This window comes from Meridianimarinicoccus sp. MJW13 (genome assembly GCF_014901205.1).
Classification (GTDB): domain Bacteria; phylum Pseudomonadota; class Alphaproteobacteria; order Rhodobacterales; family Rhodobacteraceae; genus Meridianimarinicoccus.
On sequence record NZ_JACNMU010000008.1, the window covers coordinates 105,841 to 119,890 of the forward strand.

Genomic DNA, 14,050 nt, shown 5'->3' on the forward strand with positions numbered 1-14,050 from the left:
TCGGAAGCCATGCCCAGGCCGATTGCGGCGCGCCGGCGGTGCGATATCTGGACAGCGACAAGATCGCCAAATCGTCAAAGGGCTATTCAGAACCCTCGGGCCTGTCACTGTCCGAAGATGGGCGCGCGCTTCTCAGCGTCAGCGATGATACGGCAGCGATCTTCAGCCTGGGGCCGAAAGGCGGCTTGAAGGGCCGCGATGATATTGCGCTCAAGCAACCCGATCTGGAAGGGATTGCCTGGGACGAAGCCCGCAACCGCATCCTGACGGTGAACGAAGGTGCTGCTGAAATCCTCGCGACCGACCCGCAAACCTGGGACAGTACGGCGTTTCCGCTGTCGAAGATGACGGGGTATTCGGCCGTCGAGCGCGCCTTCGCCACCTCGGACAGCAACGACCTTCTGGAAGGCATTGCTGTCGATCCCGGCAGCGACCGGATTTTCGTGCTGAAGGAAAAGCGACCCCGCCTGCTGCTGGAGATTTCCGCCGACCTGACAGAAATCCTGCGCGCCACCGAACTGACCCCGGCGCTTGGCTTTGTCGATGACGACCAGGGCGACGGTCCGCTGGATGTCTCGGGGGTCAGCGTGGACCGGCCGACCGGCTGCCTGTGGATCGTCAGCGACCGGGGCCAGCGGCTGTTTCTTTTCGACCCCTCCGGCGACAGCCCGGCCCACAGTTTTGCACTGGGTTGGCTGAAGGACAAGAAACCGCGTCCGCTGCCCCATGCCGAAGGCATTGCCCACGACCCGGAGACCGATCGCCTGTTGATCGTGAACGACGACGGCAAGTCCTCGCGTCTGTTTGTCTTCGAGGTTCTCAGGGACGGTGCCCCCGGCTAGGAAAGGGCAAGGCCAGCGCAGAAAACCGGTGGACGGTTGCGCCCTGCGGGTTAGTCTGGCCCGTAGCGAAAACAGCGTTCTGCCGTCCAAGGCGCGAGAGGATCGAGATGAATTCACACTGCCCCCGCAAACCCCTGTTCGGCATCGCGCTGATCGCAAGCCTGTTGCTTGGTGCAGCCGCCATGGCCTCGGACTATACAGCGCGCAACGGCGGGCCGAGCAGCAAGCAGATGCTGGAACGCTCCAGCGGTCCGGCCGACGGGCTGGCCTTCTTCCGCCCGGTCATGTCCGGCGTGCTCTACCGGGCCGGGTTCCACGGCGGCGACAAGGCCCGCACCGGGCTGAATTCCGCGCAACGCGAAGAGTTGTGCGAAGCCGGGTTTTCCGGCGCGCGTTACATCGATTTCGGCAAGAACACCACCTATGGCACCACCCAGTGTGGCGGCCAGAGCATGGTCTACGAAGGGGGCCGGTCGACCCGGACCGCTGACCTCATGAAGCAGATCCACGCCTCGATCAAGAACCCCGCGTCCGGCCCGGTTCTGGTGCATTGCATGTGGGGGGTGCATTCTTCGGGTGCGGTGTCGGCTATGGCGCTGGTGCAATTCTGCGGCTGGAGCGAGGAGCGTGCCAAGAAATACTGGGACGACGCCCGAAACGGCGCCGGCTGCTCGGGCGGGTGTTCACAATGGATCGACGCGCATTTCGCAAAGTTCAAGGTGGATCCGTCGCTGAAGATCTCCAGCGCCGAACAGGCCGCCATTTGCCCCAAATAGGACGTCACCTGATGCATAGAAACCTGATCCCCGGCCTTGCCGGCCTGGTTCTGATGGCCGGGGCGGCGCAGGCCTCGGACGCGGTGGTGGGCGAAGCTACGGCCTTTACCAGCCCCAACGGTGTGAGCGAACATTGCGTGCGGATCGCGCCGATCCCCGGCGGCACTTACAGCAAGCATGATGCCAAGGAAGAAGCCGACTATTGCGCCATCGACTTCTATGCCGCCGACGTCGCCCTTTGCCCCAAGACCTGGAGCACCAGCCCCGGCATGATGGTCTATGACGTCAGCGAAGGCGCCTATGCCGGAAATCGTGCGGAATTCGAGCGCAATGCCTGCAAGGAAGGAAAATCGGCCAAGGATCTGGCCGCCGACGATCTGGCCAAGTTCAAATCCACGATGAATGCCAAGGGCACCAGTGGCACCTTCGCGCCGTCCTCGCTGCTGTATTACCATTTCTCGCGCTACTTCGACGCGACGGTGATCGTGCCGGTGGCGGTCTGGCGCAGCATGGACGCGAAGATGCATCAGACCGAGGTCGCCGAGCCCGGTCTGGCGCTGTCGGGCAGCCGGTCCAGTGGACGGATGAACCACGCTGGCTGGCAGGCCTTCGCTGCCGCCGATCGCAACCCGTCCAGCTATAGCCCCACGGACGAGCTGTTCACCGCCGACCGCAGCCAGATCTACGGCGTGCTTCTGTCCAGCCCCGGCCATCGCTATGGATCCGAGGTCAACGGCACCCGCAAGTCCGGCTGGGGCAAAGGCCAGAACGAGGATTTCCAGCAGACCCCGGCTTTCCTTGCCCTGCGTTCGGATCTGCCCCTGGATGAGGCCATCGCGCACGGTCTGCACGAGGGGCGCAAGGATCGCCAGATCGCCCGTGATCTGGGCGATGACGGGACGCCACAGCAGATGGTCTACTGGATGACCGAGTTGAGCGAGATCGTTCTTCTGGACTACATCTTCAGCCAGCAGGATCGCGTCGGCAACATCGACTTCACGCCATATTACTATTGGACCGAGGCGGGCGAAGTGCAGACGAAGAAGGCCAAGCATCACGAAGCCGGCGACGGCGATGTGCCCGCCACGGCGCAGTTGCTGCGCCGCACCAACCTGAACGACAATGACGCGGGCGGTCGGGTGCAATACGCCAATTTCGCCAAGTCCACGCAGATGCTGGAAAAGCTGCGGCACTTCAGGCCGGACACCTATCGCAAGCTGATGGCGCTGGATGCCGATCTTCAGGCGCAGGGTCCGCTGTATCAATGGGTGGCCACCTCGGTCGGGCTGGACGACGGGCAGGTGCGACAGATCGTGAAGAACACCGCTCTGGCGGCGGGCATCCTGCGCCAAAGCTGCGCCGACGGAAAGCTGACCTTCGATCTGGATCCGGACGCCTATTTCCTGACCGGCACGGCCAAGGCGATCGAGGTGAGCTGCAATGGCGCGTAATCTTCTTGGCACCGCCCTGCTGTTTCTGACGCTGCTGGCCAGTCCTGCGGCGGCGCTGCGGGTCGTGGTGATTTCTGATCTCAATGGCTCCTACGGCTCGACCACCTATTCCAGCCGGGTGCCCGTTGCGGTCCAGCAGATCATTGCCCTGAACCCCGATCTGGTCATTGCCACCGGCGATATGGTGGCCGGTCAACGCTCGCCGGCCCTGAGCGCCAAGCAGGTGCGCGCCATGTGGGCGGGGTTTCACCGCGTGGTCAGTGATCCGCTGGCAAAGGCGGGCATCCCGCTGGCGGTGACGCCGGGCAATCATGACGCTTCGGCCTATGGCGGGTTTGAAGGGGAACGGCGGATCTATGGCGAGGAATGGCGCGCCCGCAAACCCAAGCTGCGCTATCTCGACGATGCGAACTACCCGTATTTCTATGCCTTCGAGATGGAGGGTGTGCGCTTCGTCTCGCTCGACGCCACCACCCTTGGCCCCTTGCGCGGCGATCAGATGGCGCGGTTGTCGGCGGTTGTCGACGGCGACGGGCCGGCCGTCACCTTCAGCCACCTGCCGCTGTGGCCCTTCGCCCAGAAGCGCGAGCGCGAGATCATCGGCGACCCGAAGCTTGAGGCGCTTTATCACAAGCTGGGCGTCGACATTCACCTGTCAGGCCACCATCACGCCTATTATCCGGGTTGGAAGGATGGTGTGGCCTACATCTCGCAGGCCTGCCTGGGCGGTGGCCCGCGGGTGCTGATCGGCGACGCGGGGCGCAGCGCCCACAGCTTTACGGTGCTGGAGTTCGACCGAAACAAACTGCGCGCGGTCACCGCCTATACGGGTGCGGGGTTTCAGACACCGCTGAACCCGGCCAGCCTGCCCAAGCAGATCGTGTCGCCACAAGCCACGCTGAAGCGTCTTGACCTTGTGAAGTGACAGGGAAATGGCCCGGTCCAAACAGCCCGGGGTCTTGAACGGACGCGCCCGACCTTGCCGGACCCAGACGGCTTGGCAGGCGGCCCCTACTCCGGCTCTCGCAAGACCCGAATGCCGATCACGTCGTTGCGCAGCACGATCCTGTCGCCGAAATACTCCGCCGGTCGAAAGTACTTGCGCACCGGCGTATCCCAGCCACCGCCCCGGAAGATGGCGTTCGAGCAATCGCCGCGCAGGCAGGAATTCGTCCAGTTCCAGACATTGCCAACCGCATCGTGCAAACCCCAGCCATTGGCGGGAAAAGCGGTCACGGGGGCGGTGTTGACATAGCCATCATCGCAGGTCTGAAGCGGGCGCTCATCTTCGGGAAAACCGGTCTTGAAGGCCGCATCTGCCGTATTCGCGAACCCGCAGATCGCGTCGTAATCGTCGCCCCACCAGAATTCGGTCGTGGCCCCCCCTGCGGCGGCCCGCGCCGATTCCTCCAAGGTGGGCAGGCGGTACAGATGGCCGGTACGCTCGGTCAGCCAATCGGTATAGGCCACGGCATCATTCCAGCTGACACAGACCACCGGATGATCGTCCTGTTGAGGATAGCCGGGGTTGGTCCAGTCGGATGTCTCGCTCCAGCCGCGCCGGGTGCCACGCCGCAGCGAACACCCGTTTCCCGAATGGCCGGTTTGAGCGGCGAAGACCGCATATTGGCCACGGGTGACGGGATATTTCCCGATCAGCGTGCCGTCGGGCAGTTCCACCAGTTCTGGGCATTCGGTGCAATCCCTGATGCCCTGTGCGGACAGTGCCACCGGTGCCAGCGTCACCGCCAGCAATGCCAGCTTGATCCAAGCATGCCTCATGTCACAACTCTCCCTCTCGAATGACGCGCATCCCGTAGTGGTTGTAGGGCGCATCCACCCGGTTCCAGATTTCGGCATCCATGCGCAGCGCGGCCGGGGAACTGGACCAGCCGCCGCCGATCAGGTAGCGCTCTGCACAATCGGGGGTGGCGCAGTCGTTGGTCCAGATCCAGACATTCCCCACCGCGTCGGCGACGTTGTAGCGGTTCTTGTCATAGGTGCCGACGGGCACCGTCCCGGTCCCGGCATCCGCCCCGCCGCAGCCGTCGCAATTGGCGCGGCCAACCCCCACCGACTGCCCCCACCAGTAGTTCCCGTGACTGCCGCCAAGCGCCGCGTAGCGTACCTCGGCGCGCGTGGGCAGGCGATAGCTGTGTCCCGTCAGATCACTCAGCCAGTCCGCATAGCCCGCCGCGTCCTGGTAAGAGACGCAGACCACCGGATGCGCATCGGTCTGCGCGATATGCGCAAAGGACCAGTCGCATCCCCAGCCTTCCCGCTTCCAGCCCGTGGCCTCGGCATAGGCGCGGAAGTCACCGCGAGTGACCGGCGTCTGGCTGATCATCAGCCCGTCAGGCAACACCACCATAACCGGGCAATGGTCGCAGTCCTGCACCAGCCGTTCCCTTGGTCCGGGCAGAAGAAGCCCCTGCGCATGGGTCGACACCGCGGCCGCAACCCCCAGCAGGAGCCAGGCGATGAACCGGGCCCGTCTCATAACGTTTCAAGCAGCTCACCGGCACCGGGGATGTCCTGGTCCACGGCCTGCTGCAGCAGGGTCCGGGCCCGGTCGGAATCCGCGTCGCCCCCCCGACCGTCCCGATAAAGGATCGCCAGATTGGCCTGCGCATAGCCGTTGCCCTTGCGCGCCGCGCGTTCCAGCCATTTGCGCGCCATCGCCTCGTTCTTTGGCAGGCCCATGCCTTCGGCCATCATGATGCCGGTGGCGGTTTCGGCATGATCATCCCCGATCTGCGCGGCCTTCAGCACGACATCCACGCGCTGCCACGGGGTCAGCACACCGGTCTGTTCGGCCCCGACGGACGCCTGATAGGCCCGCGCGGCACGGCGGGTTTGCGAGGTCATCACCCCGGCAGGATCATCGATGGGATAGCCAAGCGCGATCAACCCGTATTGAACGAATTCAAGCGGCAATTCGCGTGCCTTGTTCAGCGCGTCCTGCCGCAGACGCGCATGGGTGGACATCGGCTGCCCGGCCAGCAGGAATTCCTGAACCTCTCCGGCACGCTCCAGCGCGCTCATCCGCGCCCTTGCCAGATCGCGGTAGGCACCGCCCGGGAACAGATCGAGGTAGAGCTGGAATTCGACCGGAAGCACGCTGGCCCGGATCGATTCCCAGAACAGCGTGTCGGTGTCGGCATCATCGTGCGGGCGCCCGCCCAAAGCCCCGAGGTTCCGGTGCGCGTTGCGGGCCAGATCGGAATAGTCGCTGTCGGGAAAGGTGGCCAGATAACGCTCCAGCCCGGCGGCGTTCGAGGTCAGGACCGCTTCGACAAACAGACTCTGCTCGGATATGGGATCGTCGCCCATGTGATAGGGCCGGATCGCGCGTCCGTCCGATGACTTGGGAATGCCGTATTCCATGCCCACGAACTGACCGCCCTGCTTTGCCAGCGTTTCCTGCTTGCGGTTGGTGGACACGAAGAAGAATTCACCTTCATTGGCGCCCAGATCCCAGACCTGCGGCGTGATCGGGCGGCGCCAACCGGCCGCATCGGCCAGTTGCTTCACCCGTTTCTTCACGTAGTCCTCGATCTCGTTGACCGTGACCAACCCGTCCCTTTCAAAACCGCCGCTTTCGGTATCGGCGATGCCGCGCAGGGCTTCCAGCACCGCATAAGTAAAGATGCTGCCCGAAATCCGCTCGGTGGCAATGGTTTCCTGTTCGTAGGTTCCGGCGGTGATGATGTGGCGGCTGGGCCGGGCCATCTGCGACAGGGTGATGTCGCGGGTGCTGCTTTTGCTGACGGTGCCGGCAAAGCCGCTGAAACAACTGTCCAGCAGGTACAGCACCTGATTGGCCTTGATGTGGGAATCCCATTCCGTCAGGCGTTCCATGCTGACCATCTGGCTCAACTGGCCAGCCTGCGCCGAGGCAACCGGAAGATAACCCGACGGCTCCCCCCGCCTGTTCAATTCGGTGTGGCCATGACCGGACCAGTAGAACAGCATCCTGTCCTCGGCCCCGACACGTTGGCGAAAATCATCCAGCATCAACTGGCGCACGCGTTGTGGGGTGACATCCTTTTCGGTCAACAGATGCACATAGTCGAAGCCCGCCTCATCCAGCAGGAAATCCTTCATGCGGATAGGATCGGATGCAGTCGGAAGCGTCGTGAAATGCTCGAACTGGCTGATCCCGATCACCAGGGCATAGCTGCGGCGATAGCCCAATTCACTGCCCTGCACGAAATACTGAAGTTGCCGCCCCCAATCCTCCAGCCCGCCGGGCTTTTCGTAGGACTGGTCGAGCGCCAAGGCCCCGGACCCGGCCCAAAGCGCGGCCCCGGTCAGGATTGCCCGCATCTGCGCCCGGTGACAGGTCATGACTTGCGCGCGTCCAGCACCTTTCCGATCAGTCCCACGACAGAGGTCAGCAATCCGACGACCGAAGTCGCCAGTCCGACCAGCGCCAGAGTTTCGCCCGAGCCGCTTTGCGGCGTCACACCGGCGGGGACACGGTAGGCGAAATAAAGATAGGCGCCGACCAGCGTCACAAGGATTGCGAGGATGATGACCGTCGTTCGCTTCAGCATTGCATAGCCTCGAGGTCCAAAAAGTATTAACACTATAGCCATAAATCGGCATTTTCGTCAATTTTTCCGCAATCTGGGCGCAAGGCTCGGACGGGCAGTCATGCCGGTCGACAAGGCACAAAACGGGGGTGGGTCAGCGATGGGTCCGGGCGATACGGCATTGGTCACGGGCGCACACGGACTGGTGGGCAGCGCCGTGGTGCGCCGACTGGCGCGGACCGGGCTGCAGGTGATCGGCATCGACAATGACGCGCGGGCGCAGTTTTTCGGGGCCGCGGCCAGCACGCGGGCAGAGGGCGCGGCGCTCTGCCGGGATATCCCCACCTACCGGACCCTCGACATTGATCTGCGCGACACGCGAGCCCTGTCCCGACTGTTTCAAGAGCGCGGCCAGGGCTTTGCCATAATCGTACATGCCGCCGCACAACCCTCGCACGACTGGTCCGCCCTCGATCCGGTGCAGGATTTTGCCATCAACGCGGTGGCAACGCTGGATCTGTTGGAGCAGGTCCGCAATCACGCCCCATCGGCCCATTTCGTGCTGCTAAGTTCCAACAAGGTCTATGGCGACCGCCCCAACGAGCTGCCGCTGGACCGGCAAGGACAGCGGCTGGTGCTGCCGACAGACCACCCCTATGCCGCGTCGGGCATTGACGAGGGCATGTCGATCGACCAGTGCCGCCATTCGGTGTTCGGCGTGTCCAAGACGGCGGCCGACCTGTTAACCCAGGAATACGCGTTGCGCTTCGGGCTGGATGCGACGGTGTTCCGGGCCGGGTGCCTGACCGGGGTTGCGCATCGCGGGACCGCCTTGCACGGGTTTCTCAACCATCTGGTGCGAACGGTGCTGGCCGGGGACACCTATAGGGTTTGCGGGTATGGCGGCTATCAGGTGCGCGACAACCTGCTGGCCGAGGATGTGGCCGAAGCCGTTTGGCTGGCCGCAGGGCGGCCGGGACTGGGTGTCTATAACCTCGGCGGTGGGCCAGCGGCCTCGGTGTCCGTGCTGGAGGCGCTTGACATGGCCGGCGAATTGTCCGGGCGCGCGGCCCGGCTGGAGATCGACCCCAAGGCCCGCTATGGCGATCACAAGTGGTGGATATCGGACACCGGGCGCTTTCGTGCAGCCTTTCCTCAGTGGACCCCGTCGCGAAACGCGCGCGAGTTGATTGCGGAACTTGTGGACGGTCTATGCACCCCCTGATCCCGATGGATTGACGGGCTGTAGCCCATGGTGCGCCATGACCTTGCAAGGATCGCTGGCCAGCATGGCCTCCATCCGTTGGCGCGCGGCAGCGAAGATCTCGTAGTCCAGCGCGGCCTGCCTCCGAAACCGGCGCACCGCCTCGGGCGAGGGCTGAAGGTCGCGCGGCGTTCGGTTGAGCCATGGCAGATCCTTGGGTGCGGGCCGGCCAAAAGCCTGCGCGAGCCATGACAGGCACGGCCCCATGTTCTCCAGCGTACCGACGAACCAATAGCGGTCCAGCGCCCGCCGCCAGTCGGTGTCGATCGAGGACAGGTGATACATCAGGGGATGCAGCGGCGCGCGGCTCAGGTGGTCGTCGATGGGCATCGGTTCGAATCCGGGATCGTGATCCGCCCGGTGCCGGCATTCGAAGAAATAGGACGACAGCGCCGCATCCAGCGGGTTGCGGACGAAGGTGAGGATCCGGAAATTCGGGTCGGACAGCAGCGCGGGATAGCGCGTCCGCAAGTGCTGGCTGGCCGGGTTGAAATGGCTCCACAGCAGTTGCGTCGGGTCCAATTGCGCAGGGTCAACGGGCGGCCCCGGCGCCTCTTCCGCCCAGGGATCACGCTCGTCGATGACCACGTCAAACCAGTCCGCGAAGACCTTGCGGCAGGTCGTGCCGCCGGCCTTGGCCATGTGGTGAAACACGTACCGGGGGCGCTGTTCGGGGCGCGGCACGCCGGGCAGACCGGCAATGGTCGCGGCAAGCGCGGCACCATAGGTGGCGCGATCCATGCTTCGGGGCGGGTGGATGGCAGCACGGGCTGCGGCGCGGGCTTCCTGTGACCCGGCAAGGCTTGCCGCGAGGGTGCAATAGGTATCCGGCGTCTGGGCAACAAGGTGGCCCAGCCCCCATGCCCGAAGCCAGGCAGCACCTTGCCGTCCCGCCTGGGTCTGTTTCCGGTCAAGGCTGATGACCGGGGTGCCGGCTTGCAGCGCCTCGACCACCGTGGTTGCGCCGGAATAGGGAAAACTGTCCAGAAACACATCGGCGCCCGCCAGCAGGTCGGGGATTGTACCGGCGGGAACCGGCGCTTCGATCCGCACACGCGTCACCGGGATGGACTGCTCCGCACAGGCCGCCTGAACGCGGGCGACGAACCCCGACCGCGATCTTCCAAGACGCCAGTTCGCGGCGTAGGGATACAGGACCAGAACCGCATCGGGCACGGCGGCCAGAACCTTCAGCCAAGCCGTCAGAAGTGCCTGCGAAATCTTGTCGGTGTGCGCCGTGCTGACAAGGATCACGGCCTGCCCGGACAGTCCTAACCGCGCCCGAAGCAGCGGACTGGCCTGGGTCCGGTCGGGTCGGTGTTCCGATGGTGCGAACCGCTGCACGGGGTGGTCGGCCAGAACCAGCGTCTCGGTATACTGCCCGGAAAGATCGGGATCGGCGGTTTCCCTGTCGCCGAGCATTACGTCGAAACTGCCCAATCCGGTGGTGGCCGGCGAGACGGCGGTCGTGGCAATCTGCAATGGCGCGATGCGATGGGCACAGATCGCGGCAAGATTGTCAGGGCCGCTGAAATGCGAGGCCAGCCAGAAGATATGCGGCTGCAAGGACCGCATGGTTGCCATGGCGGCATCGGTTTCCAGCCAGTCCAGCGGGACGATCCGAAATTGGGGGGGCAGCGGATGCGGCTCCTCCTCGCGCTCCAGCGTATAGACGGTGATCTCGTAATCCGCTGATGGCAGAGCGCCCAGCATCCCTGCCAGAATGCGGGTTTCCGGCACATCGGCCTGCTGCCGCAGAAGCGCAGCAATGCGGATGCGCGGCCCTGCAACGGGCGCTCCGGTCAGGGTGATCCGCCGATCGCGGCTCAGGTGATAGGCGTCCAGCGCCCGCCCCATGGCTTGGGAAACAGGCCGCATGTTGTGACCCGCAAACAGCAGCGGCAGGGGACGCAACCGGTGCAGCAGGCTTTCGGCCATCCGGTAGCGGGGGCTGCCGGGCGGCCGGGCGGAAAAGCAGGTGGCCACCCAGCCCGCCAGTGCCAGAACATGCCGTTCATAGGCCCGCAGGTCCGCGTCCGATTCCACCCGGTGCCAATCTGCGGTGAGGTAGCGGGCGATCTGTTCAGGGCGGGACAGCAGCGGATTGCCGAGGGTGTCGAGGAACGACCCCGCCTGCAGCGCCTGCCAGGGCGGAGTTTGCAGGATGGCCCGCGCCAGTTGGCGCGGCATCTCCTCCCCGGCTCCCTGAACGGGGATCGGGATTGTCCCGGCGCCATCCGTCGCCGCCCGTGCCGCGCCAATGGTCAACAGATCCTCAAGCATCTGCGGGCGTGACAGCACGGCGCTGCAGCCCGTGCAGGTTTGCAGGGCCGTGTCGATCCGCGCCACGGTTTCGCCGTCGCTGACAGGGTCCGGAGATCGCCGCAGGGCAGCCGCCGCATCGGCAATCAGGGTGAACGGGGTGTCATGCCGGGTCACTGTCTGTACCCGTGGCAGCGCGGGCATCTTGGCGTTGAGCGTCAGCGACAGGATCCGCAACCGGATACGCTCCGGTTTCTCCACCGGGCCGCCCGCCACATGAACGCCAACATCAAGGCGACGCCATCCTTGAGACACAACCCCATCCAAGGGAATGCGCAGCACGCCGGTTTCAGCGATTGTCACGCCCGCCACCACCTCTGCGCCGACGGTCACCGCAAGGCGGGGCTGGTGGTCGTCTGTGGCCTGCGGCAGCAGCACCACCATCTCCAACTCGGGCGACGGGCCAATATCCGGCGGCAGGGAAAAGGTGATCATCCCGGAAAAATCGGCAAGCTCCACCGCGCGCGTGGTGTCCCAGCCGCCTGTGAAGATGCCCCCTTCTTCGGCGAGATCAGCCGCATCATGGATCACGCCCGGGGCAAGCATGCGCGGCCAGGGCGGCGTCCTGTAAGGGCAACGGATCGAAGTCAGATGCAGTTCCGCCGGATCCCCCGGCTCCTCCGGGGTCAACCGCAGGGCAAGGGCTGCCGGACACTGCCGATCGGCCCTTGCTGGTGGCACCTCCAACACCACGCGTGCCGAGGCGGTGACATGTGCCCTTGTGACCATGCCGTCATCTGCGGTGGCCGTCAGCACCCCTGATGACTGATCTGGCCCGAAGCAGAGCTCCAGGGCGGTCCGGCGCATGGGATCCGGGCGTGCCAACCGCAGGGTCAGCGTGCCATCCGCCGCCTTCGTCATTCCCTGCAAGGACGCGTCAAGGTCCAGGGTCTCACCGCTGCACAGCAGCGGCAGGCAAACATCCGGGATCAGCGGCGCGCAGGTCACGGCCTCGACGGACAGCAGGGCGGCGGGTCTGATGGGCGCGGCCAGTCGGGACCTCCAACTGGTTGCTGCCAACCGGGCGGACACCCTCAGCCGGGCGACACCGTCGGTGCCGAATTGCGCGGGCCCCAGGACCGCCTTCAGCCTGCCGCTTTCGTCGATCCGCCCGACAACGAGGCGCTTTTCACCGGCCCGGATCTCGACCTCTACCGGCGCACTGCCAAGTGCGCGCATGTCAAAGGCGATGCTCAGGCCGTCGTCGGGCGGGTCGGCGGGAAGCACCGAGATCTCTCCGGCCCGACGGTGCAACACCATGCCATCGTCGCTGCGGGTCCAATCGAAGTGGTTATAGCCGCTTCGCGCCGCCAGATGATCCGCAGGGCGGGTTTGCGATGCCGACGGTACAAGCCAGCGGCTGGGGTACAGGGCTTTGCGCGCGGCACGCAATCGGGCACCCTGGCTCGATTCTGTCAGAGCGCGTGCAAGGGCCGATCGACCCGATCGATCCGCCAGACCGACCGTCAAACCGCCAGTCGTGCGGAGTGTGGCGCGAAACAGGGTCATGACCATCGCAAGCCGCAACGATCCCCCGCTCAGGCGCCGCGCGATCCCGCCAATCCGCGCAAGTGTCATCCGTGGATCGCCCCCCCTTCGGGCGTCCAGCGCTAGGCCAAGCGCGGCGCGGCGCAACTCGAACACCGCCGCCGGGGCCGCGCCGCCCTTGTCTCCTGCGGCCGCCAGAACATCGGCGGTCGCGAGGCAGGAATCGACGGCATCATGCGCTGCCCGGTCCAGAACCGCCTGCTGCGGCTCGGCAGAGCGATAGTACCCGTTGCCCCCGTGAACCCGGTAGCACGCAAGTGGAATGTCCAACTGACGGATCGGCCCCAGCATTGCGGCAAGCCGCAACAGAACCGCATCCGCGCTGATCCGCCAACGGGCCTCGGGAAGCGGGAAGAACGGCCTGAGACGCGCGCCGTTGAAGGCATTTCCCGACGTGGGAACGAAGGGAAACTGGCCGCGAGACAGCAATTCCGGCCGCATGTCACCGGACGGCGGCCAAAGCGGATAGGCCCCGATCCGCGCGCCGGTCTCATCGATCAGGGACATGCGATAGCCAAGCGCCGCCAATGCGGGGTTCCAGCTTGCCCGGATCAGCGCACTGGCGTCCGGTTCCAACACGTCATCGGCATCCAGAAACACGACGATCTCGCCGGTGGTACGGGCAAGTCCGGCATTGAACGCAGAGGCTTGCCCCCCGTTCGGCTTGCGGATTGCGATCAGGCGGTCGTCATAGCGGTCAAGGATTTCGCGGCTGGCGTCATCGGAGCCATCGTCAACGACGATCAGTTCATCGACCGGCAGGCTTTGTGCCCGGACAGAGTCGATCGCCGCGCCCAGGTACGGTCCATAGTTGAAATTGGTGATGACAACGCTCAGGCTGGGGGCGGCCATCTGTCGGCAGGTCATGCGCCGGGTCTACGACCCGTTGCGCCCGTTGGAGCCGCCATTGGAGTCGGCAACCTTCGTCAAGCCGAACAGGTTCTGCACCGAGTAGTCGAGTTGCCGTTGCACGCCGCGCGAGAGCCCGAGAACACTGCTGCGCGGTACGTTGGCAAGCGTTGACGCGGGCATTGCGTTCAGCAGGTTGGCGGATTGCGAACTGCTGCTGTAGGCTTCGATGAAGCCGGTCACATCGGCGGCGGACTTGGACTGAAGGGCCTTTTGATAGGCCGCATCCTGCGCAGTGGATGATGCACTCCCGGCCGGTGTCGGGACCATGTCACATCCGACAGGGATGATGACCACGCTGGCGCCAAGAAGTGCCGCAGCCCCGATTTTCCGAATGTTGTGATTGTCCGCCATGTTACCGGCCTCCTGCTTGATCCTACGTCAACTTGGGCCGCAGGTC

11 protein-coding genes are annotated in these 14,050 nt (G+C 64.9%); 5 read left to right on the top strand and 6 right to left on the bottom strand.

Annotation, left to right across the window (positions count from 1 at the left end; genetic code table 11):
- Positions 1 to 38 precede the first annotated feature (38 nt).
- The 4 genes from H8B03_RS15210 (at position 39) to H8B03_RS15225 (ending at position 3,994) form a co-directional block, all read left to right on the top strand.
- Positions 39 to 842, top strand: coding sequence for an SdiA-regulated domain-containing protein (locus H8B03_RS15210; RefSeq protein WP_193142736.1), 804 nt, complete (start codon positions 39 to 41; stop codon positions 840 to 842).
- 107 nt (positions 843 to 949) lie between these two features.
- On the top strand, positions 950 to 1,618 hold the full coding sequence (locus H8B03_RS15215; RefSeq protein ID WP_193142737.1) for a hypothetical protein: 669 nt from the start codon (positions 950 to 952) through the stop codon (positions 1,616 to 1,618).
- 11 nt (positions 1,619 to 1,629) lie between these two features.
- A complete protein-coding gene (locus H8B03_RS15220; RefSeq protein ID WP_193142738.1) occupies positions 1,630 to 3,069 on the top strand; it encodes a hypothetical protein in 1,440 nt (479 codons plus the stop codon).
- A complete protein-coding gene (locus H8B03_RS15225) occupies positions 3,059 to 3,994 on the top strand; it encodes a metallophosphoesterase (RefSeq protein WP_193142739.1) in 936 nt (311 codons plus the stop codon). Before H8B03_RS15220 ends, H8B03_RS15225 begins: the two co-directional genes overlap by 11 nt.
- An 86-nt stretch (positions 3,995 to 4,080) precedes the next feature.
- Here H8B03_RS15225 and H8B03_RS15230 read toward each other — a convergent pair whose 3' ends face one another.
- Genes H8B03_RS15230 through H8B03_RS15245 form a run of 4 tightly spaced genes read right to left on the bottom strand, consistent with a single transcriptional unit; the run spans position 4,081 to position 7,628 of the window.
- A complete protein-coding gene (locus tag H8B03_RS15230) occupies positions 4,081 to 4,851 on the bottom strand; it encodes an SUMF1/EgtB/PvdO family nonheme iron enzyme (RefSeq protein WP_193142740.1) in 771 nt (256 codons plus the stop codon).
- A gap of 1 nt (position 4,852) precedes the next feature.
- The gene (locus tag H8B03_RS15235; RefSeq protein ID WP_193142741.1) at positions 4,853 to 5,569 is read right to left on the bottom strand and encodes an SUMF1/EgtB/PvdO family nonheme iron enzyme; all 717 of its coding nucleotides are present in this window, start codon (positions 5,567 to 5,569) and stop codon (positions 4,853 to 4,855) included.
- Positions 5,566 to 7,419, bottom strand: a complete 1,854-nt coding sequence (locus H8B03_RS15240; RefSeq protein WP_193142742.1) for a caspase family protein — start codon at positions 7,417 to 7,419, stop codon at positions 5,566 to 5,568. The genes H8B03_RS15235 and H8B03_RS15240 overlap by 4 nt, the downstream gene beginning before the upstream one ends.
- A complete protein-coding gene (locus H8B03_RS15245) occupies positions 7,416 to 7,628 on the bottom strand; it encodes a hypothetical protein (RefSeq protein WP_193142743.1) in 213 nt (70 codons plus the stop codon). Before H8B03_RS15245 ends, H8B03_RS15240 begins: the two co-directional genes overlap by 4 nt.
- Before the next feature lie 100 nt (positions 7,629 to 7,728).
- Here H8B03_RS15245 and H8B03_RS15250 point away from each other — a divergent pair, with 100 nt between their 5' ends.
- Positions 7,729 to 8,832 carry an NAD-dependent epimerase/dehydratase family protein gene (locus tag H8B03_RS15250; RefSeq protein ID WP_193142744.1) on the top strand — a complete coding sequence of 368 codons (1,104 nt, stop codon included), beginning with the start codon at positions 7,729 to 7,731 and terminating at the stop codon, positions 8,830 to 8,832.
- Here H8B03_RS15250 and H8B03_RS15255 read toward each other — a convergent pair.
- On the bottom strand, positions 8,818 to 13,608 hold the full coding sequence (locus H8B03_RS15255; protein ID WP_193142745.1) for a glycosyltransferase: 4,791 nt from the start codon (positions 13,606 to 13,608) through the stop codon (positions 8,818 to 8,820). The genes H8B03_RS15250 and H8B03_RS15255 overlap by 15 nt on opposite strands.
- A 9-nt stretch (positions 13,609 to 13,617) precedes the next feature.
- Positions 13,618 to 14,004 (bottom strand): hypothetical protein, encoded by a 387-nt coding sequence (locus H8B03_RS15260; protein WP_193142746.1) that lies wholly within the window; start codon positions 14,002 to 14,004, stop codon positions 13,618 to 13,620.
- Positions 14,005 to 14,050 lie beyond the last annotated feature (46 nt).

What these genes read in the sequence shown, in the direction of transcription:
- H8B03_RS15215 (WP_193142737.1), top strand. Translation starts at nt 950, where the DNA reads ATGAATTCACACTGCCCCCGCAAACCCCTGTTCGGCATCGCGCTGATC.
- H8B03_RS15220 (WP_193142738.1), top strand. Translation starts at nt 1,630, where the DNA reads ATGCATAGAAACCTGATCCCCGGCCTTGCCGGCCTGGTTCTGATGGCC.
- H8B03_RS15225 (WP_193142739.1), top strand. Translation starts at nt 3,059, where the DNA reads ATGGCGCGTAATCTTCTTGGCACCGCCCTGCTGTTTCTGACGCTGCTG.
- H8B03_RS15230 (WP_193142740.1), bottom strand. Translation starts at nt 4,851, where the DNA reads ATGAGGCATGCTTGGATCAAGCTGGCATTGCTGGCGGTGACGCTGGCA.
- H8B03_RS15235 (WP_193142741.1), bottom strand. Translation starts at nt 5,569, where the DNA reads ATGAGACGGGCCCGGTTCATCGCCTGGCTCCTGCTGGGGGTTGCGGCC.
- H8B03_RS15240 (WP_193142742.1), bottom strand. Translation starts at nt 7,419, where the DNA reads ATGACCTGTCACCGGGCGCAGATGCGGGCAATCCTGACCGGGGCCGCG.
- H8B03_RS15245 (WP_193142743.1), bottom strand. Translation starts at nt 7,628, where the DNA reads ATGCTGAAGCGAACGACGGTCATCATCCTCGCAATCCTTGTGACGCTG.
- H8B03_RS15250 (WP_193142744.1), top strand. Translation starts at nt 7,729, where the DNA reads ATGCCGGTCGACAAGGCACAAAACGGGGGTGGGTCAGCGATGGGTCCG.
- H8B03_RS15255 (WP_193142745.1), bottom strand. Translation starts at nt 13,608, where the DNA reads ATGACCTGCCGACAGATGGCCGCCCCCAGCCTGAGCGTTGTCATCACC.
- H8B03_RS15260 (WP_193142746.1), bottom strand. Translation starts at nt 14,004, where the DNA reads ATGGCGGACAATCACAACATTCGGAAAATCGGGGCTGCGGCACTTCTT.